Genomic DNA, 18,560 nt, shown 5'->3' on the forward strand with positions numbered 1-18,560 from the left:
CAGTGATTAATCTCACACGGGTTTGCATGCGATTGCAAAAATTGCGCGAAAAATAGCATAACACTCACAAAACATGCCCTGACTGCCCTTGCAGAACGCTCAGAGGAACATAACAAAATGTTATGATGGTAACATTTTACAGCAGGGAAAAATTTTCACGATGGCATAACGGTGACAGCGTAATTTTTGCGCGAGGAAGCAGGCGATAATCATGCGCGCCTTCTCTTTTAAAGCCTTCATAGTCAAGAAGTGCATCCGTGAAGCTTCTGTTTACGCCTGGCAGAGAGGCTAGCGGGAAGGTAAACACTTTCAGGTTGTTTCTCCACATAATTTCTTTTACAACGCCAATATCTTTCAAAAGAATACGTTTATCAATGAACCCTTCTGAAAATTCGCCTCGCCTTAACGACCCCAGAATACAATAAGGTATATAAGTTATTCCCTTCAGTTTCACCCTGGCTGATGGCGGAAAGGAAAAATGTGCCTGTATCCCCGGTCGGCCGAGCAGGGTAACGGCTGAACGCTCTTTTTCTTTTTTGCTTCTGTTCCTGAAACTTTCTGGGCTACATATTGAGCAATCATGTTCTTTATTTTTGCTTTGAGCTTGTCTTGCCCCTTCGCCATCGTTATCTGCCCCTGGCTGAAATGCCTCTCTGCCGTAAATACTATTATGTATCTTTCTCGCCTGACGATGGCCCACGTTGGGGTTTACAGAGGCGCCGATAATATTTTGCACCGGTACGCTAAGATCAAGATGGATTACGTTACTCCCACTAAACCTGGGCAACTTTCCCGGAGAAGGAACGGGCAGGCAACTGACCGTAAAATTATCCATCGCGCTAAATACATGCTCTGCTGGTTGGGTAAGAAACGGGGCCTGATCGGGCCAAACCCGGGCACGGGAGGAAGAGCTTGACGAATTGGCTGAATCAAATGAGCGGTACGACTCAGCAGAGCTAACCGAGCAGCCGTCAAAAGCATTATATTCGCCAATATCATGATTGGCCGAACGGTTCAGGACATAAACCAGTTTCAGGTCTGCGCCTGGTAAATTCAATGCCTTATCCCACATCTTTAGCAATGCCGTTTTTTCTTCTATTAATAGATTGCGATCGTGGTTTCTTTCATTAAATAGTTTCAGTTTTCTTGATGAAACCTTCTTCCTGAATTTCACGTCCAACATACAATACCTCAGCTTAGTTTTTTTAAAAATTAAATAAACCTGAAAGAATAGAAAAGAGGCTATTAAAATATATTTAACTTAAATAAAAGCCCTATCTAATATATTTTATAACAACCTCAAAAATGCGACAGCACAAAACACTTAAGCGGTAAAGGTAAGGGGAGTAAAAGAATCAATTTTGTTAATTCAGCTCAGGTAACAACAATAATTAACCGTTATTTAATATCACCGTAACGCCAATGCGCTGGTCATTTAATATTCCCACTATTTTGCATTTTAAAATCGACCGGTCTGTTTTTTTTAAAACGGACAATACTAAATACCAAACAGCCTGCGGCTATTTTCACGAATTGTTTCCGCTATTACCTGCGGTGCTTCCTGCCGGATTTCGCACAGGCTCTGCCAGACGTTTTTAATCCTTTCAGGACGATTAGGTTCTCCCTGAAAACCCTGTACAGGCATATCCGGCGAGTCGGTTTCCAGCAGCAGCGACGAGAGCGGCAGACGAGCAATAGCATTACGGGTTTTGCTGGCGCGCTCGTAGGTAATGGTGCCGCCAACGCCGATGGCAAATCCTTCACGGATAAAAGCCAGCGCCTGCTGCTCGCTTCCGGCAAAGCCATGCACGACGCCGCGCGCGGGCAGATCGAGCTTACGTAAGTGCATCGCCAGCTTGTCATGGGTACGGCGCGAATGCAGAATAACCGGCAGATTATAGTCGCGTGCCAGCCGCAGCTGCGCATCCAGCACCGCCTGCTGCTTGTCGAACTGCGGGTTTTCAATATAGAGATCCAGACCGATCTCACCAATCGCCACCAGCTTCGGCGAGCGCTGCCGCAAATAATTTTCCAGCTGCTGCAAATGCGCTTCCTGATAGTCGGCTATCGCCATCGGATGCGTGCCGAGCGCGGCATATAAAGGCTGATATTTTTCAGCCAGCGCCATTACGCCAGCAAAACGAGCGGCCGCAACGCCCACCACGATAATCTTCTCCACCCCTGCTTCTGCCGCCAGCCGCAGGCTTTCCGCCTCGTTGCCGCTAAAAGGTGCAAAATCAAAGTGGCAGTGCGTATCAACAAAAACAGTCATGCCAGAGACCCTTCAGGAAAATCATCATCATTACTTGCCAGCGGTTCCGGAAAAATAACCGGTTCATTAGCTGGCGGCATGGCCGGGACAACGGGTTCCACGCCAGGCGCATCATTATGTAGCCACTGCCCTATTGTAGCCAGGAAATAGCGGCCGCAGCGACGGCCCAGATGGTAATCCTGGTTTAACGACGCCACCCGGCTGCCCAACGCCATACTTGCCAGCGCGCGCGGCGGGAAAATTTCGATAATGTTCAGATCGCCCGGCGGCTCGTGAATAAATTGTTGGGTCTGTCGATAGCTTTCTTCATGCAGATGGATAATGTTAACCAGCGGCTGTAGCGCACCTTTATCCAGCCACCGCTCAACACGCTTTATCCACTGGGGCGTATAGGTCATCTGCGACGGCACGGTGCGGATCACAACTATAGTTCGGGCACCGCGCCGCGCGGCTTCGCGTACCGGAATGGCATCGCTGATACCGCCGTCAAGATAGCTGATGCCGTCCAGATCCACGCCCGGCCGATACATGCCGGGAATAGCGCTGGAGGCTTTAATAATATCCAGCCAGTTTGCTGCCGTGGGGGCAAAATAGCCGGGCGAGTAGTCGTCGCTGCGGCAGGCGCACATATAAAACTCTCGTCCCTGGGAAAACGCTTTTTCACCTGCCGTCATTGCCAGCGGAAACTCTTTCGCAGTGATATCCACCAGCCAGTCCAGGTCGATCAGATGGCCGCCACGGACAAAGCGCAGCGGATTGAAAAAGAGCTTGCTGGTGGTATAGCGAGTAATAACGCGTCGCGCATAGCCGGGCTGACCGCAAATAAAGGCAGAAAGATTCTGTGCGCCCGCAGAGGTACCAATCAGGAGGTCGAAGGGGTTAAAGCCGCCGCGTTGAAACTCGTCCAGGACGCCAGCGGTGAAAATGCCGCGCTGGCCGCCGCCTTCACAAACCAGTGCGAGTTTGCCCGGATGAAAAGGCGTTAACGCCAGTGGCGCGATATTGCCGAGCGTGACTGGAATGCGCTGTCCCACCGTGCTCTCCTCTGGAATGTGATGCAGTGAGAGTACGCCTGACCAAAGGCCTGGTGTTTGACGCTTATTGCTACAGATGTTAATGCATGATGAAAAAATGTAGCGATGAGTGAATGCGAGGTTTAAAACAGAGGCAAAAAGGGAAGACAGGGGACGGAAACAGAGAGACCTGCTGCAAGCGGGCTTTGCAGCCCGCTTTAACTTCCCGATGGCAGGCCTTAGCCCGCCGGGAAGATTTTTAAATCTATAGCTTCTTCCGGCCGGTAAACAGGCTGATCAGGAAGATGATGATACCCACTACGAAGACGATTTTAGCTGCCCACGCGGCTGTACCTGCCAGACCACCGAAACCTAAAGCAGCGGCGATCAGTGCGATAACCAGAAAGATAATACCCCAACGAAACATAAGCCTCTCCTTACCCTATATTAAAATCGAACATCATCTGTTATTGATTTCTGCCTGAGTTCAGCATGACTACTGTGCTCCTGCGGTAGTTCTGTCGCGGGCGACCCTTACAGAGTCAGCCCGCGCCGGTCTTACGATTTTACTGACAGATCGTTTTTCACGCTCTTAACGCCGTCGATCGCTTTGGCGATGCCTTCAGCACGGTCAGACTGTGCTTTGGTTTTCACCGCACCGGAAAGCTGAACCACGCCATTGGTCGTTTCAACCTTGATGTTGCGGGACGGTACGATGTCATCCGCTAACAGTTTAGCTTTAATTTCGCTGGTTGTTGCTGCATCACCGGCATAGCCGCTAACGCTGCTTTTTGTGCTGTCTTTTACGTGCAGTTTGTCACTGACGGATTTAACACCCTCAACTTTTTTCGCTTCGGATACGGCCAGCTCGGCCTGATCCTGTGAAGCGACAAAACCGCTCAGCGTGACGACACCGCTATGGGTTTTGACTGAGATATCCGTACTTTTAATGGCTTCGTTATCTACCAGGGCAGCTTTCACCTTGGCCGTAACGCCGCTGTCATCCATGTATCCACCGACTTTTTTCATAGAGCTATCGATCTTAGAACCCGCGCTGTCAGTAGTAGACTGTGCTTTCGGGGTAGTGGTGTCTTCTGCCATCGCAGCGCCACTAACCAGTGCAGAACCTACCAGAGCAGCCATCAGAGTTTTAGCAATCTTAGTCTTGTTCATCGATCTCTTCCTTCTTGGTTATTGCACTCACAACTGTGAGCTTTCAGCCACAAACGGCGTGACTGCAGTAATCAGGCGTTGTAGCAACCGCGCCACATATTTTGCGTCCTGTTGAAATAAATATAGACGCGTATCTGGATTTTGCTGTCCTTTGTGATTGATATGGCGGATAAATGGTCAAAAGCAGAATTTTTTAAGATGAGTCTGTAGGCAAGCGTCAGGGAAAAAGTGGGGAGAAAGCCTGAAGAAAATGCGGTGCAGGGTGCAGCAGATAAAGACATAATCAGAGCAGATTACGCCTTACGGTTTCGCGCTATGGCCAGGGTACGAAATGCCTGCCCGCAGTACCAAATGCTTGCCCACAGCACATTTTGCACTGCGGGCAGGCGAACGTTAGAGCATTAATGCTCGCGCGTTTTGCGGAATACCACTTCAGGATAGCGTTCTTGAGTAATATTGAGGTTGACCATAGTAGGAGCGATATAGGTCAGGTTATCACCGCCATCCAGCGCCAGGTTTACTTCGTTTTTGCGCTGGAACTCGTCAAACTTCTTCACATCACTGCATTCTACCCAGCGAGCGGTAGAAACGTTTACCGATTCGTAAATCGCTTCCACGTTATATTCACTTTTCAGGCGGGCAACGACCACGTCAAACTGCAGCACACCTACTGCGCCAACAATCAGATCGTTGTTATGTACAGGACGGAACACCTGTACCGCGCCCTCTTCCGACAGCTGTACCAACCCTTTCAACAGCTGTTTTTGCTTCAGCGGATCGCGCAGGCGAATACGGCGGAACAATTCCGGTGCGAAGTTCGGAATACCCGTGAACTTCATGTTCTCGCCCTGGGTAAAGGTATCGCCAATCTGGATGGTGCCGTGGTTATGCAGGCCAATGATATCGCCAGGATAGGCTTCTTCAACGTGCGAACGGTCACCGGCCATAAAGGTCAGCGCGTCGGCAATCACCACGTCTTTACCCAGACGTACCTGGCGCAGCTTCATGCCCTTTTCATATTTGCCGGAAACCACGCGCAGAAACGCCACGCGGTCGCGGTGTTTCGGGTCCATGTTCGCCTGAATCTTGAAGACGAAACCGGTAAATTTATCATCTGCCGCGGTGACGGTACGGGTATCGGTAGCGCGCGGCATCGGTGATGGAGCCCATTCCACCAGACCATCCAGCATGTGGTCCACACCGAAGTTGCCCAGCGCGGTACCAAAGAATACCGGCGTCAGCTGTCCGGCCAGGAAAGCTTCTTTATCAAATTCGTGAGAGGCACCCTGCACCAGCTCCAGCTCTTCACGCAGCTGTGCCGCCAGCTCTTCGCCGATAGCCACGTCCAGATCCGGATTATCCAGACCTTTTACTATGCGGACTTCCTGAATGGTGTGGCCTTTACCAGACTGATAAAGATAGGTTTCGTTTTTATAAAGATGGTACACGCCTTTAAACAGCTTGCCGCAGCCGATTGGCCAGGTGATAGGCGCACAGGCGATTTTCAGCTCGTTTTCTACTTCGTCCAGCACTTCCATTGGATCGCGAATATCGCGGTCCAGCTTGTTCATAAAGGTCAGGATTGGCGTATCGCGCAGGCGGGTTACTTCCATCAGCTTGCGGGTACGATCCTCAACGCCTTTTGCGGCATCGATAACCATCAGACAGCAGTCAACCGCCGTCAGCGTGCGATAGGTATCTTCTGAGAAGTCTTCGTGTCCCGGCGTGTCCAGCAGATTGACCAGGCTTTCGCGGTAGGGAAACTGCATCACGGAGGTGGTAATTGAAATTCCACGCTGCTTCTCCATCTCCATCCAGTCTGACTTGGCATGCTGGCTGGAGCCGCGGCCTTTGACCGTACCGGCCGTCTGGATAGCCTGTCCGAACAGCAGCACCTTTTCGGTGATGGTGGTTTTACCGGCATCCGGGTGAGAAATGATGGCAAAAGTGCGGCGACGAGCCACCTCTTGCATAAAAGGTGCATTAGACATGAAAAAACTCTGTTTGGTGCTGGGCCGCCACTGCGCGAAGTGCACAGGAAGACGCAGGCGATTAATCATCAATGGCCGGCATTTTCGCCGATCCGGCCGCTATACACAATCCACAACGCGGTTTGCAGAGAGGAAATGGCAGAAAGGCCGCAAAGCCTGGCATGTTGTCTACAGGATTTGCAGTCATTGTGCAGCCGAGATTCCAGCATGGCCGGTAAAATACCGCTGAAAAAAACAGAAAATATTTAAAGACAAAAACAAAAAAACCGCCATAAATGGCGGTTCTTTTGTGCTGGTCAGGTTAAGCGGCCTTTCCAGCGAAGCTTTGTTACGTATGTAACGCAAGCACGACCTCGTGCGCATATTTTGAGCAGTTTATCACACAGAGTCAAGTGTTCTGCCTGCAAAGACTGGTATAAAATATCGCCGGGCCTTTTCGCCGCCTTAAGCAAGCGGGCACCGGTTTAAGGAAAGGAATTCCAACGACCGTAAACGTAAGCACGACCTCGTGCTTGCTTTCATGGTAACAGCATCGGTGGTGTCGCCGTGAAGCGGTCTGTGCAAGGACCGCACAATGAAACGGTACATTTGTATTGTCATCGTTGTATCTGGTGCATTGTTATCAACCGTAAACGGGAAATGGAGCATCTCTCATAATTCGATTACGGTTATCGTCAATGCAGCAGGCAAGTAAGCTGAAAACCGCCCCTTGGGGCGGTTTTTTTAAGCAGCATGAAGCAGAGGCTTAGCTTTCACTCTGTAATCTTCTGGCGTTCTTTTTCTCTTCTCTCGCGACATTCGCACCCCGTTAAGTGGTCATTAACCAGCCCCAGTGCCTGCATCAAAGAGTAAGCCGTAACCGGCCCGACCCACGTCCAGCCACGTTTTTTCAGCGCTTTTGACATACTTATCGCTTCCGGCGACGTTTTGGTTTGCTGCCAGTACGCCAGATCGACAATGGCCGGACGATTTTCTGGCACAGGAGCAAACTGCCAGAACCAGCTTGCCAGCGAACCCGCTTCTTTAATCAGTTCTATGGCTCGATGCGCATTGTTGATAGCAGAAAGGATTTTTGCCCGGTTGCGAACGATTCCTTTATCGGCCATTAGCCTGGTAACATCTGCATCATTAAATTTGGCCATCTGGCAGAAGTCAAAATCGGCAAAGGCGCGTCGGAAATTTTCACGCTTGTTATAGATAAGCTGCCAGGACATACCGGAGTGAAAGCCTTCAAGACAAACCTTTTCAAAGATACGGCGATCCTCCATCACTGGTTTGCCCCATTCGTTATCGTGATAGTCCGGCATTGACGGCTGCCAGTAACAGCAAACACGGCCATCATCCGTTAAGGTCAGCCCGGCCTGTTTCAGTGCGGCAAGATCCATTTTGTCTCCTTACGGAAGTTTCTTAATTATCAGCACGATTGCTCTTTACAGATAAACAGGCGCGCGACGGCAATGCTATACCTGACATCAGATGTAACAACCGCTTTTGGTGACGAGCGGTAATCGACGCTATTTTGAGACCAACCCCGGCGTGACGTTAGTCCCGTTGCGTAATCCAACCATGAAAAGGGAAAATTTATGAGTAACAACGATTATCAACCAGCTAAAGTCTGGACAGAGAACAAGAACGCGGGCGGTACCTGGAGCAGCATCAATCGTCCGACCGCAGGTGCACGTCACGAAGCTGCACTGCCAGTTGGTAAACATCCTTTACAGCTTTATTCCATGGGCACGCCTAACGGGCAGAAAGTCACTATTCTGCTGGAAGAGCTGCTGGCACTGAATGTCAACGATGCGGAATATGATGCGCATCTTATCCGTATCAGCGATAGCGAACAGTTTTCCTCCGGTTTTGTTGAGGTCAACCCAAACTCCAAGATCCCTGCCCTGCTGGACACGTCTACCACACCAGCGACGCGCGTATTTGAATCCGGCGCTATCCTCCTTTATCTGGCAGAAAAGTATGGTCACTTCCTGCCAAAAGATCCGGCTGCACGCACCGAAACGCTGAACTGGTTATTCTGGCTACAGGGTTCCGCACCTTATCTGGGCGGCGGCTTTGGTCACTTCTACAACTATGCGCCAGTAAAAATTGAGTACGCAATTGACCGCTTTACCATGGAAGCGAAACGCCAGCTTGATTTGTTAGACCGTCAGCTGGCAGAAAACCGTTATATTGCTGGTGAAGATTACACCATCGCCGATATCGCCATCTGGCCATGGTATGGTGCGCTGGTGCAAGGGCAATTGTACAACGCTGCCGAATTCCTGGACGCGGGTTCCTATAAGAATCTGCAGCGCTGGGCTAATGAAATTGCCCAACGCCCAGCCGTACAGCGTGGCCGCATCGTAAACCGTACCTGGGGTGAACCCGCTGAGCAGCTGCATGAACGCCATGACGCTTCTGATTTTGAGTTACGTACCGAAGACAAACTGGCTAAATAGTGCTGCATCCTGATTCAGGACGACCCGGAATAGCGTATAAATTTGCTACAGGGCGCTTCTGATTCGCAGTTACTCAAAGCAATAAGCACTATTTATACCGAACGCGGTTTCCCTGAGGAAATCGCGTTTTTTTCTGCGCATCAGGCATCAGGCATCAGGCATCAGGCATCAGGCATCAGGCATCAGGCAAATTATATAAATTCAATGCAAGCACATTCTCTACCTTTTAAATATCAACCAATATAAGTTTTTTGATAATTATTTCGCTCCACTGCCTGAGCTGAATGAATTTTTAAATAATTCATTTTTACCTTCATTTGGCTACCTGGCATATGAAAACAATCTAATTCTATCTCCGCTCAGCCAGGAATCAAATGAAATTTAACGGTAAGAATCAAAATTGCGTAACAACTCGCAAAATTAGGCGGAAAACTAAAAATAGCAACATATAACAGTTAACTATAGGAAAAACAGACCATAAGAAATTTTCATTGAATAATGATATTGAAAATTACTATTTATTATCGACAGGAGCGTATTATTTCAGATCCAGCTCGCATTTATTAGTTTATCTACAAAAAAGCCAGGCATTTACGATTTATAAAGGACTCTCAGAAGGGTATAAAAGGGGAAGTTATTTTGCAGGCATTCCTTTAGCAGAGAGTAATTTTATTAACATGGTATTACTTCAACAATTACACAGGACTTAGCTATGACTACAAGCAAACGTAAATCGGAACGGGTTATTTCAAGAACGGAACGGCATCTGCAGGTCGGCTACCGTCCAAATCAGGGCGACACCAGCATCCCGATGATAAGTTTTTCTGGAAAATGGCTGCTGGAGGCGGGCTTTGAGCCAGGCATCGGCATCAGCCTCAAAGTCTTAGAGGGTTGCCTGGTGCTGATTGTGGATAGTCGTGAACAAAAGCGACTGAAAGCACTGGAAAAAGTGCTGGTACGGCAGCGGACAGCCCTTGAGCAGGCCCGGCAGCAGATAAAAGCATCGATATAAACAGCCAGGCAGTCAGTCTGCACACCAAAGTTTTTTTAACTAATTGTGAAATAAGGAAAATGCGTACGCAAACCGGCCTCTATAGTTAGTTTACCCATCCGGGCTAGTGGAGGTTTGTATGTCTGAACATGATGATTTTTTAGAACCAACTCATGATGATGCTAACGTTCCTGCGAAAAGCGACGCCGGAACCAGTACATCTTCAAAAAGCGATACTGGCACCACGGCTTCTGCGAAAAGCGATGCCGAAACAACTGCGGCTGCAAAAAGCACTGATGGCACCAGTACGGTTAAAGCAAGCGATGCGGGAACTGCAACGTCTTCTAAAAGCGCTGACAGTGCAGCTACAAGTAAAGGAAGCGATACAGGGAAAGCCGCGTCTTCGGCAAGTGCTGACAAAACTGCCAGTACAACTACAGGGAGCGATGCGGGAACCGCTACGTCATCAAAGAACACTGACAGTACCAGTGCAGCCGCAGGAAGCGACACGTCGTCAAAAAGCACCGACAGTACCAGTGCAGCCGCAGGAAGCGACACGTCGTCAAAAAGCACCGACAGTACCAGTACAGCCGCAGGAAGCGACACGTCGTCAAAAAGCACCGACAGTACCAGTACAGCCGCAGGAAGCGATACGTCATCAAAAAGCACCGGCAGCACCAGTGCGACTGCAGGAACCGCTACGTCATCAAAGAACACTGACAGTACCAGTGCAGCCGCAGGAAGCGACACGTCATCAAAAAGCACCGACAGCACCAGTGCGGCTGCAGGAAGCGATACGACCAGTACGTCCGCGAAAAGCGGCGATGGGACCACCTCATCTGCAGGAAGCAGCGCTACGACCAGCAAGGCTGCGGAGTATGAGGATGACGAACATGGTGCGACTTCGGCAGGCGGCCGTAAAACCAGCACTTATACAGGCACTAAAGCTGAAACTATTACGCCTGCGGAAAGTGATGCCATAGCCGATGCGCTGCCTGTCATTGATAATGGCACCGGCAGGCCTTCAGTAGAAGGTGATAAAGCCAGTGCTTCTTCAGACAGCGATGATGCCGTCGATAAATCTAAGGAAGATGCTGCCATAGCCAACGCTCCGCCTGTTATTGACAATGGTACCGGCAGGCCTTCCTCGAATGATGACAAAGCCAGTGCATCTGTAGATAGCGATGCGCCTGTCGACAAATCTAAAGAGGATAAGGCGATGGCTGACGCGCCTCCGGTCATTGATAACGGTACCGGCAGACCTTCAGCAAATGATGACAGCACCAGCGCGTCGACAGGAAGCGATGCGGGAACCAGCCCGGCAACAGGAAGTGATAGTAAATCAACTACCTCTTCAACCAGCGCGGCTGATACTGGCACATCTGCAACAAGCGATACCGGCAGCACTTCAACAGGCACCGATACTACAACCAGCGCACCATCCACAAGCGATAGCGCCACTGCTACTAAAGCTACCGCGTCATCAGCAGACGACGCTGCTACCTCTGCTGGAAGCAATGCTACAGCCGATACGGCTTCGAAAAGTAGTGACAGCACCAGCACGTCTACCGGAAGCGACACCGGAACCAGTACGGCAAAGGATAGTGCGGCTACAGCTGCTCTGGATTCGAAAAGTAGTACCAGTACGTCCGCAGGAAGCGATACCGGAACCAGTACAGCGAAGGACAGTGCTACCAAAGCTGATGCGGCTTCGAAAAGCAGTGACAGCACCAGCACGTCTACCGGAACCGACACCGGAACCACTACAGCGAAGGACAGTGCGGCTACAGCGGCTCTGGATTCGAAAAGTAGTACCAGTACGTCCGCAGGAAGCGGTGCGGATGCCAGTAAAGCATCTGATGGCGATAAGGATAAAAGCAAGTAAGTCGAGGCTTTAGACGATTCCGGTAAATACAAAAAAACCTGTGAGCAAACCGCCTCTTGAGGCGTCCCTTGATCTTTAGCGCTTGAAGGGGGCGGTTTTTTTACTGTTCATACATTAAGGATAAGTAGAAATTGTGATGGACTAAAGATAATTATTTATAAGCTAAGGGGAAATATCGGAATTGCTTTCATACGCGACCCCTCAGAATTTATAACGTTTTATACTTCTTAAGTTTTCTTACTAAGGCAAGTTCTGCTCGCGTCAGCATTCGTATGCTATCCGAGCTAAAAATATATAACCCCAATTTTTTAGAACCTATATTTTTATTTTACACATTACTTAAGAAGTCCTATTTTCATATTTATTGATTATTTACTTTAACTCATTTTTATCGCCGTAAATAAATCTTACATTACTTTAATGATATTTATCTGATGCATAATATTTTTCTTTCACATGGATTGAAGACAAAGAATCATCATGATAATTAAACTTCAAGACTGCCCCCCATCATACCTTTATTCAATAGAATTTCCTTCCCCTTTTTGTTATAAAACGAGATAGTGGTTTTAGCTTAAAAGAACCAATTTCCTGGAAAGTTATCCTTTCTATAAAATTACTAGTATAAAAGTAAAAAGACCTGCTATTTACTCGATTACCTGCCAAAATCTCTTCAGTTATAACTAATTTTTTCCTTTATCAAAATAAATCTTTTTCAATGGCCCTTCTATTTTTTCTGGAGCTTTTATTTCACACCTTTTATTTATCCAGAAATTTCATCTTCGAAAGGGTACATTTCAATTAATGACGTATTTGAATATTTTAAATAATTAATTTTAACTTCAGCTTGTGATAGAAACTCGTCATGCTTCACTTTCTGATTTGCTATTAAAAAAAGCAAAGGTTCTATTTACTTCGTTCATAAAACAGCTTCAATAATTAAAACTACTGCTCACAATTGAATTCCTAATACTTTCTAAATAAGCTATAAATTCATCAGCATTTTTAGTCAGGATTAATCTATCGTATACATTTTATTTTTAAATATTAGTGTGTATTTTGCTATGGGCTGGACTAATTGCATCTGAAAGAAGTTTTTCGAGGTTGTTGGTAAAAATACACCGTTATAAAAATCGTTAAAATGCAGATAAAATTCAGCCATTTTTAACAATAATTCAACCATCCTCAAATCTTTTGGGTTGGACATGACAATATAGTGTGCTGCATTTTTATAAGCAGGTGCGATCATACCTGCTTCTGCCATATTATTTCTTAATGTTTCCGTACCTGTCGAGCAACTAATCCCCCCCAGGTTAGCCGATCGCCCACATAACTATAAGTATTAACCTTATCCGCCAATCCTATCTGGTCAATCTCGATAAACCGCCCGGCAACCGGGCCGTAATATCGAAATAGATGGTACATCCAAAATTAAAATATAATCAATGAAAGCGAATGTTATGCGATGTAACCTGAAAGCTAATCACGCTTCCAGGCTACTTCCGCACTTAACACTAACTAATATTTATAACTTTCCTTCAAACACATTCCATTTTAACCTTTGAAGAAGATTTATATACCTCTCAACGCGGGTATACGACTACCTGAGCCTCTTTTTTATTAAAGTAAATCTTTTTAATTATTCCATTTTCATCATATTCGCATAGCAAAGTCACGTATGGTAAAGGGGAGTTTTTGCTTACTGCTAAAATCTCATTTATTTTATCATTTTTATAAAAATAATAATAGCCAGACACATTGCCATCTTCACTTGCGAAGTATGAACTTAAAGGACATTTATTGCCATCAAAAAAAGTTTGACTGAGAGCTATAAAGTCACCTCGGAAATCTTGTCTTACTTCAATAGAACTGTTACCTTCTCTAATTATATATGACGTATCCTCTACATTTCCTTTTGAGTTATAACTTATTACTTTATTTATTTCACCGCTATCTTCATCCATAAAGTAGCAATATACATTTTTTTTATTTTTTGGCTCTTTATGCTGCATTTCGCCAGTTTTAAAACCTGTTAACTCATTATAAAATGGTACAATGCTGAAGGCATTAGTTTTTGACCATAGCATTTTTTCTTTATTACCAGTATGAAATTGAGAAAGCTTTTGATTTAATGCATCTTCAGACGATAGCAATGATATCAGACTATCAAATTTCTCTCTAATATCCTCAGCCATTTCTAACATCGTTTTATTTTTCATAATATAGGAGTTTTACCATTTGCAAGTGGGAAGACTTTACCTGTTGCAAGCTCATTTTTTATTTGCTTGAGAGCGGATAAGAATTCCTTATCTGTTTGACTATTAATTAGTTTGTCGTAAACATATTGCTTATATGCATTTCCATGAACACCATTACCTTTATGAGCAGTAGTGAACGTTTCTTCAATACGATCTGCTCGCGTATTTGGTAGCCAAACGCCATTTTTCGAATTGTTTATATCAATATCGAAATCATCCATTCGTTTTCTCAATGCAACCATACGAGCATCTGAAGAATTGGACATTACAATATGATGAGCATCGTATTTTCCACCACCTAACGGTTGGGGCCCTAAGTTACGAGCAAGCTTGGCCGCATCTGTCGAGCAGCTCATCCATCCCAGCGGATCCACCCACGTCAGCGGGTCCCCGACATACGCATAAGTATTAACCCCACCCGCCAACCCTATCGGGTCAACCTGCGTAAACCTGCCCGCAACCGGGTCGTAATACCGAAATAAATTGTAATGAAGGCCCGTCTCTCTGTCCAGGTACTGCCCCTGAAAACGCAGATTCTGCGGCACAGCCTGGAAACCCGTCACGCTTTCCCGCTCCGTTTCGCCCCAGGTGGAGAAGCGGCCGCGCCACACCACTTCGCCATGCGCGTCGGTCATGCGTTCCGGCAGGCCGTTCAGTTCGGTGTGATACCAGAACGTTTCCGACTGCTCGCCGATGCTGTCCACGCGCGCCAGCGCTTCCCAGCTGTTTTCGCTGTAGATATACTGCGTATTGCGTTCCGGCGTCAGGCTGCTGCTTTCGCCCACCATCCGCAGCCCGCTCCAGATAAAGGTGATGGTTTCTGTTTCTCTGCCATGACGATGCAGAATTTTGCGCGTGCGGCGGCCAACGGCATCGTAACGGTATTCCACAAGGCTGAACTCTTTGTGGCCGTCAAAACGTACTTCGCTGACGCGGTGCTCGTCGTCATAGCTGAAGTGCTGTTCGACTGCATCAGAAGAGGCTTTCCGCCACGTCATGCGGCCAAAGCCGTCATAGTGCCAGCGCGCCCCTTTCAGCCGCAGCAGCAGGTTGCGCCATACCGTTTCGCCCGGCCTGTCGGTCTGGTTTCCGGCGGCATCCCAGCTGAAATGCTCTTCTTTATAAGCGCGGACTTCACGCGTGACCTGACCCGCCGCGTCGTAACCGAAACGCTGCTGCTGGCTGGCCCATTCGTTCTGCCGCGTTGCGCCGTCCACGACCAGCTGCTGCATCACCTGATCCAGACGATCCCAGCGATAGCGGCGCTCAAACACCACGCCGGATTTGTCGATAAAGCCGCTGCGGCGCATTACGATCCTGCCCGCCGGATCGTAATGCGTTTCCTGATGCAGTGCGCCCTGGGTACGATCGATCTCACGATGCAGCTTATCGCGCTGATAACCTGCGATTTCCCTCTGCCTGCCGTGCTGTTTCAGGTTCATCTGTAGCAGATGACCGGTTCCGTAACGCAGACAGTTCAGCTCACGGCCATCCGGCAACGTGTTGCCGAGCAGGTTGCCCAGTGCGTCGTACTGATGCGTGAACAGCCCACCATTATTTTCTTCACTGAGCAGATTCCCCAGCGCGTCGCTGGTCAGGATCAGCACTTCCGCTTCGGCTTCATAGCCTGCCGCCTGCGCCTTCTGCCATTCCGCCAGCGCCATTTTCCTGATTTCTACACTGTCCGGGCCGTAGCGGTACTCGGTGCGGTGTTGCTGCGTAGTTTTTACCGTCAGGCGATTTACGTTGTCATATTCAAATTGCGTACGGTGAGGCGGCAAGTTTTCGCCTTCAGCAGACAGCGGATGCTGCACGACTTCCGCAACCAGGCCCAGCTCGTCATATCCATAGATTTTGCGACGGCCGGCATAGTCAGTCTGCGCCAGCAGGCGCTGACTGTTGTCATACTCGAACTGCCAGCGATCGCTGTTTGGATTAATTAACGCCGTCAGCCGTCCGAACCGATCGTACTGATAGCGAGTAATGTTCCCTGCCGGATCGGTTTCGCTGACAATCTGCCCGCGCACGTTACGGGCTACGTGCCGCTCTGAAAAGCTGTCGATATTTTCCCCGACCAGCATTCCGGCGCGATCGTATTCATATTCCGTTTCGCGTCGGTCAGGACGTATCAGAGATTGCAGACGCCCCGCAGTGCTCCAGCGATAGCGCGTGGTGTTACCCTCTGCGTCCGTGCTGCTCAACAACCTTCCCGCATCATCATACAGCCGATAACTTTGATGGCCTGAACAGTCTTCATCGCGCTGTAGCTGGCCGCGCTCGTTCCACCAGAAGCGATGCGTATTATCCAGCGCGTCGGTGCGCGTGATTAAATCGCCCTGCTCGTTCCAGGTAAAACGGCTTATGCCGCCGAGCGGATCGGTTACCGCGACGACATCGCCAGCATTGTTGTACTGGTATTGCCACACCGCGCCGTCGGGCTGGACTTCTTTTAGCGGGAACGCATAGGAAGGATGCCAGATGGTGGTCGATGTTCGACCAGCCGGATCGCGCACCATTGCCAGATTCGCGCGTTCGTCGTAGTCATATTCCCAGGTCCGATCGCCAGGCGCATGCGTTGCCATCAGCAAATCGCCCTGTTCCGCCCAGCGATACGACCAGTGCGCCCCGTAGCTGTCGACATAGTCGGTAATACGGCAAAGCTCATCCCAGCGATGCTGCGTGGTCCCTCCAGAGAAGCAGGTTACCGTGGCGCTGCGAGCTTCCTCATCGGCATCTATCAGCCAGTGCTCAAGGCAGTTTTGCCCTTCGTCCATCACCTGGTATTCACAGACGCGCCAGTAGCGCGGATCGCTGGCTGGCTGCCATTGATAAGCCACGGTCAGGCCGGTGGCATAGCTGTGCGATGCCATCAGATCGCTGGCGCGATCCCAGCTGAAACGACGGGTTTCAACGCCGTCGGCATCCTGTACGGCAATCAGCTGGCCCTGCGAGTTGTAGTTGTAACGCATCAGCGGGCGCAGTTCGCCGCCGACAACCTGATCTATCGCCGTTACTCTTCCATGCTGCTGTTCATAGCTGAGACGAATGTCCAGCGCCTCGTTATCGCCCGCAATGGCGACCAGCTGTCCCCTGTCATTCCACGTAAAGTGCTGGCAATTTTCATGGCGATCGTAGATGCGGCCAATACGCCATTCGCCTTCACGCAGCGGATCGGGTTCGTACAGATGAAATTCGCCCTGCGCGGTTTGCATGACGATAACGCCCTGCAGCGAGCAGAACAGCGTAAAGCCCTCTTCATCAAAACGAACCACGTCGCCCGGTGCAATCTCGCCAAGCCCCAGTTCCTGACCGGTTATGTCGCGCCAGGCAAACTGGAAAGTACCGTCCTTGTGAAGAAAGCGAATCAGGCGCGTTTCGAACGGCATCATCCAGCCGGTACCGAACATGCCGGTAGTCAGATTGCGACTGTGGTAAATACGCTGCCAGTAAAGCGGGATGCGGTCTTCCAGCACGAAATCGAGATCGTCCCGGTCGGCCAGAATTTTAGCGCCGGTCGCATAATTAACCGGGTGAGCGCTCTGCATTGCAGCGGAAGCAATAGCGCCAGACGCAACTGCTTCTCCGGTTTCAAAAACAACAGTACAGGCGATTTGACGCAGCGCGCGCCGTGCCGCAATGCGCGAGAAAAGCTGTTCCAGTAGCTTAACGCCTTCCTTGCCAATACCACCGCTCAGGATGGTGCCGACAAGATAAGCCAGCATGTTTTTGCCGCTGCGGATATCACGTACCACGATGCTGTCGCCGCCGATACGCACGCGCGGATTTTCACTGACCTGGACGGTTGCTTCACAGGTACTGCGATCGCCGTTACGTACGGCGGGGTGGCCGTTGATGAAAACCTTTTTCGACCCTTCCGCCAGAAAGTTGGCGTTCTCGGCCAGATGGCCTTTCGTGCAGGCGACGGTATCTTTGTTTGCTGGCGTAGCGCAAGGGCTGGCGCTGGCAACGGTTGGCTGCACCACATCGTCCCAGAGACTGCCAAGCCAGCTGCCCACCGATGCCGCGCTAAGATGACTGACTTTATCCAGCGCGGAACTGATGGCGTCGCCCGGATGGCGAATAGTCGAAGCAATGCCTCCTGCAACGGCCATCGCAATATCTTTCAGGCCTGGTTCCTCTGTGCTACCAACGGAAAGCGCGGCCATCATGTCGCGATTGACCGTTCCTGCCGCACGTGCCGCCGGTTTGCCCATGATTTTTACGTTGTCAGAGCCGCTGGTTATTACCGCATCCGGTGGGCCGCGCATGCCCAGCGTATCAAGCAGGCCGTCTACGGCATCGCTGGCCTTATTGCCGAGTTTTTCGGGATAGCCGGAAGCCATTGCGCCAATCATCAATCCCGCGCCGACAGCGATGCCAGCGACGGGATTGACGGCAAACAGCATACTGGCCCCTACCAAAATGCCAGTGTAGACGGCGCCTTCCACCAGCCCGCTAACCAGATCGGCCAGTGCAGAACTATGAATTAAAGGATCGTCTAAACGTGCTGCTGTTAAATCGGACATG

The 18,560-nt window shown here is 49.4% G+C and carries 15 protein-coding genes; 2 read left to right on the forward strand and 13 right to left on the reverse strand.

Features of this window, described 5'->3' with window-relative positions:
- Positions 1–136: 136 nt before the first annotated feature.
- The 7 genes from ACMGGR_RS18120 to ACMGGR_RS18150 all read right to left on the reverse strand — a co-directional run bounded on the left by ACMGGR_RS18120 (position 137) and on the right by ACMGGR_RS18150 (position 7,834).
- Positions 137–1,183: a hypothetical protein gene (locus ACMGGR_RS18120; RefSeq protein ID WP_414147494.1), complete on the reverse strand. Its 1,047-nt coding sequence runs from the start codon at positions 1,181–1,183 to the stop codon at positions 137–139.
- A gap of 315 nt (positions 1,184–1,498) precedes the next feature.
- The gene (locus tag ACMGGR_RS18125) at positions 1,499–2,272 is read right to left on the reverse strand and encodes a TatD family hydrolase (RefSeq protein WP_414147495.1); all 774 of its coding nucleotides are present in this window, start codon (positions 2,270–2,272) and stop codon (positions 1,499–1,501) included.
- Positions 2,269–3,306: a patatin-like phospholipase family protein gene (locus ACMGGR_RS18130; protein WP_414147496.1), complete on the reverse strand. Its 1,038-nt coding sequence runs from the start codon at positions 3,304–3,306 to the stop codon at positions 2,269–2,271. The genes ACMGGR_RS18125 and ACMGGR_RS18130 overlap by 4 nt, the downstream gene beginning before the upstream one ends.
- Before the next feature lie 244 nt (positions 3,307–3,550).
- The gene (locus ACMGGR_RS18135; protein ID WP_071995405.1) at positions 3,551–3,712 is read right to left on the reverse strand and encodes a DUF1328 domain-containing protein; all 162 of its coding nucleotides are present in this window, start codon (positions 3,710–3,712) and stop codon (positions 3,551–3,553) included.
- Positions 3,713–3,843: 131 nt separating this feature from the next.
- Positions 3,844–4,458 (reverse strand): molecular chaperone OsmY, encoded by a 615-nt coding sequence (osmY, locus tag ACMGGR_RS18140; protein ID WP_246762038.1) that lies wholly within the window; start codon positions 4,456–4,458, stop codon positions 3,844–3,846.
- 401 nt (positions 4,459–4,859) lie between these two features.
- Positions 4,860–6,449 carry a peptide chain release factor 3 gene (gene prfC, locus ACMGGR_RS18145; RefSeq protein ID WP_246762040.1) on the reverse strand — a complete coding sequence of 530 codons (1,590 nt, stop codon included), beginning with the start codon at positions 6,447–6,449 and terminating at the stop codon, positions 4,860–4,862.
- A gap of 752 nt (positions 6,450–7,201) precedes the next feature.
- Complete coding sequence (locus ACMGGR_RS18150) at positions 7,202–7,834, reverse strand: DNA-3-methyladenine glycosylase I (RefSeq protein WP_246762042.1); 633 nt, start codon at positions 7,832–7,834, stop codon at positions 7,202–7,204.
- Positions 7,835–8,032: 198 nt separating this feature from the next.
- On the opposite strand from ACMGGR_RS18150, the gene yghU reads away from it, so the two are divergent.
- Together yghU and ACMGGR_RS18160 are read left to right on the forward strand one after the other, a co-directional pair.
- Positions 8,033–8,899, forward strand: coding sequence for a glutathione-dependent disulfide-bond oxidoreductase (gene yghU, locus ACMGGR_RS18155; RefSeq protein WP_246762044.1), 867 nt, complete (start codon positions 8,033–8,035; stop codon positions 8,897–8,899).
- Between the two features lie 712 nt (positions 8,900–9,611).
- Complete coding sequence (locus ACMGGR_RS18160) at positions 9,612–9,911, forward strand: SymE family type I addiction module toxin (RefSeq protein ID WP_414147497.1); 300 nt, start codon at positions 9,612–9,614, stop codon at positions 9,909–9,911.
- Positions 9,912–10,061: 150 nt separating this feature from the next.
- On the opposite strand, the gene ACMGGR_RS18165 is transcribed toward ACMGGR_RS18160, so the two are convergent.
- From ACMGGR_RS18165 to ACMGGR_RS18190, 6 genes are all read right to left on the reverse strand, one after another.
- Positions 10,062–10,757: a hypothetical protein gene (locus ACMGGR_RS18165; RefSeq protein ID WP_246762630.1), complete on the reverse strand. Its 696-nt coding sequence runs from the start codon at positions 10,755–10,757 to the stop codon at positions 10,062–10,064.
- Positions 10,758–10,820: 63 nt separating this feature from the next.
- Positions 10,821–11,807, reverse strand: a complete 987-nt coding sequence (locus tag ACMGGR_RS18170) for a hypothetical protein (protein WP_246762631.1) — start codon at positions 11,805–11,807, stop codon at positions 10,821–10,823.
- Positions 11,808–12,790: 983 nt separating this feature from the next.
- The gene (locus ACMGGR_RS18175; protein ID WP_246762632.1) at positions 12,791–13,039 is read right to left on the reverse strand and encodes a hypothetical protein; all 249 of its coding nucleotides are present in this window, start codon (positions 13,037–13,039) and stop codon (positions 12,791–12,793) included.
- An 8-nt stretch (positions 13,040–13,047) separates the two neighbouring features.
- A complete protein-coding gene (locus tag ACMGGR_RS18180) occupies positions 13,048–13,200 on the reverse strand; it encodes an RHS repeat-associated core domain-containing protein (protein WP_414147498.1) in 153 nt (50 codons plus the stop codon).
- A 158-nt stretch (positions 13,201–13,358) separates the two neighbouring features.
- A complete protein-coding gene (locus ACMGGR_RS18185; RefSeq protein WP_246762633.1) occupies positions 13,359–13,994 on the reverse strand; it encodes a hypothetical protein in 636 nt (211 codons plus the stop codon).
- Complete coding sequence (locus ACMGGR_RS18190; RefSeq protein ID WP_414147499.1) at positions 13,991–18,559, reverse strand: RHS repeat-associated core domain-containing protein; 4,569 nt, start codon at positions 18,557–18,559, stop codon at positions 13,991–13,993. Before ACMGGR_RS18190 ends, ACMGGR_RS18185 begins: the two co-directional genes overlap by 4 nt.
- Between the last annotated feature and the right edge of the window lies 1 nt (position 18,560).

Origin of the sequence: Erwinia sp. BNK-24-b (genome assembly GCF_047456155.1) — a bacterium.
GTDB lineage: Bacteria > Pseudomonadota > Gammaproteobacteria > Enterobacterales > Enterobacteriaceae > Erwinia > Erwinia phyllosphaerae.

Coding starts and splice junctions, on each gene's coding strand:
- ACMGGR_RS18120 (WP_414147494.1), bottom strand. CDS start 1,183: ATGTTGGACGTGAAATTCAGGAAGAAGGTTTCATCAAGAAAACTGAAA.
- ACMGGR_RS18125 (WP_414147495.1), bottom strand. CDS start 2,272: ATGACTGTTTTTGTTGATACGCACTGCCACTTTGATTTTGCACCTTTT.
- ACMGGR_RS18135 (WP_071995405.1), bottom strand. CDS start 3,712: ATGTTTCGTTGGGGTATTATCTTTCTGGTTATCGCACTGATCGCCGCT.
- osmY (WP_246762038.1), bottom strand. CDS start 4,458: ATGAACAAGACTAAGATTGCTAAAACTCTGATGGCTGCTCTGGTAGGT.
- prfC (WP_246762040.1), bottom strand. CDS start 6,449: ATGTCTAATGCACCTTTTATGCAAGAGGTGGCTCGTCGCCGCACTTTT.
- ACMGGR_RS18150 (WP_246762042.1), bottom strand. CDS start 7,834: ATGGATCTTGCCGCACTGAAACAGGCCGGGCTGACCTTAACGGATGAT.
- yghU (WP_246762044.1), top strand. CDS start 8,033: ATGAGTAACAACGATTATCAACCAGCTAAAGTCTGGACAGAGAACAAG.
- ACMGGR_RS18160 (WP_414147497.1), top strand. CDS start 9,612: ATGACTACAAGCAAACGTAAATCGGAACGGGTTATTTCAAGAACGGAA.
- ACMGGR_RS18175 (WP_246762632.1), bottom strand. CDS start 13,039: ATGGCAGAAGCAGGTATGATCGCACCTGCTTATAAAAATGCAGCACAC.
- ACMGGR_RS18180 (WP_414147498.1), bottom strand. CDS start 13,200: ATGTACCATCTATTTCGATATTACGGCCCGGTTGCCGGGCGGTTTATC.
- ACMGGR_RS18185 (WP_246762633.1), bottom strand. CDS start 13,994: ATGAAAAATAAAACGATGTTAGAAATGGCTGAGGATATTAGAGAGAAA.
- ACMGGR_RS18190 (WP_414147499.1), bottom strand. CDS start 18,559: ATGTCCGATTTAACAGCAGCACGTTTAGACGATCCTTTAATTCATAGT.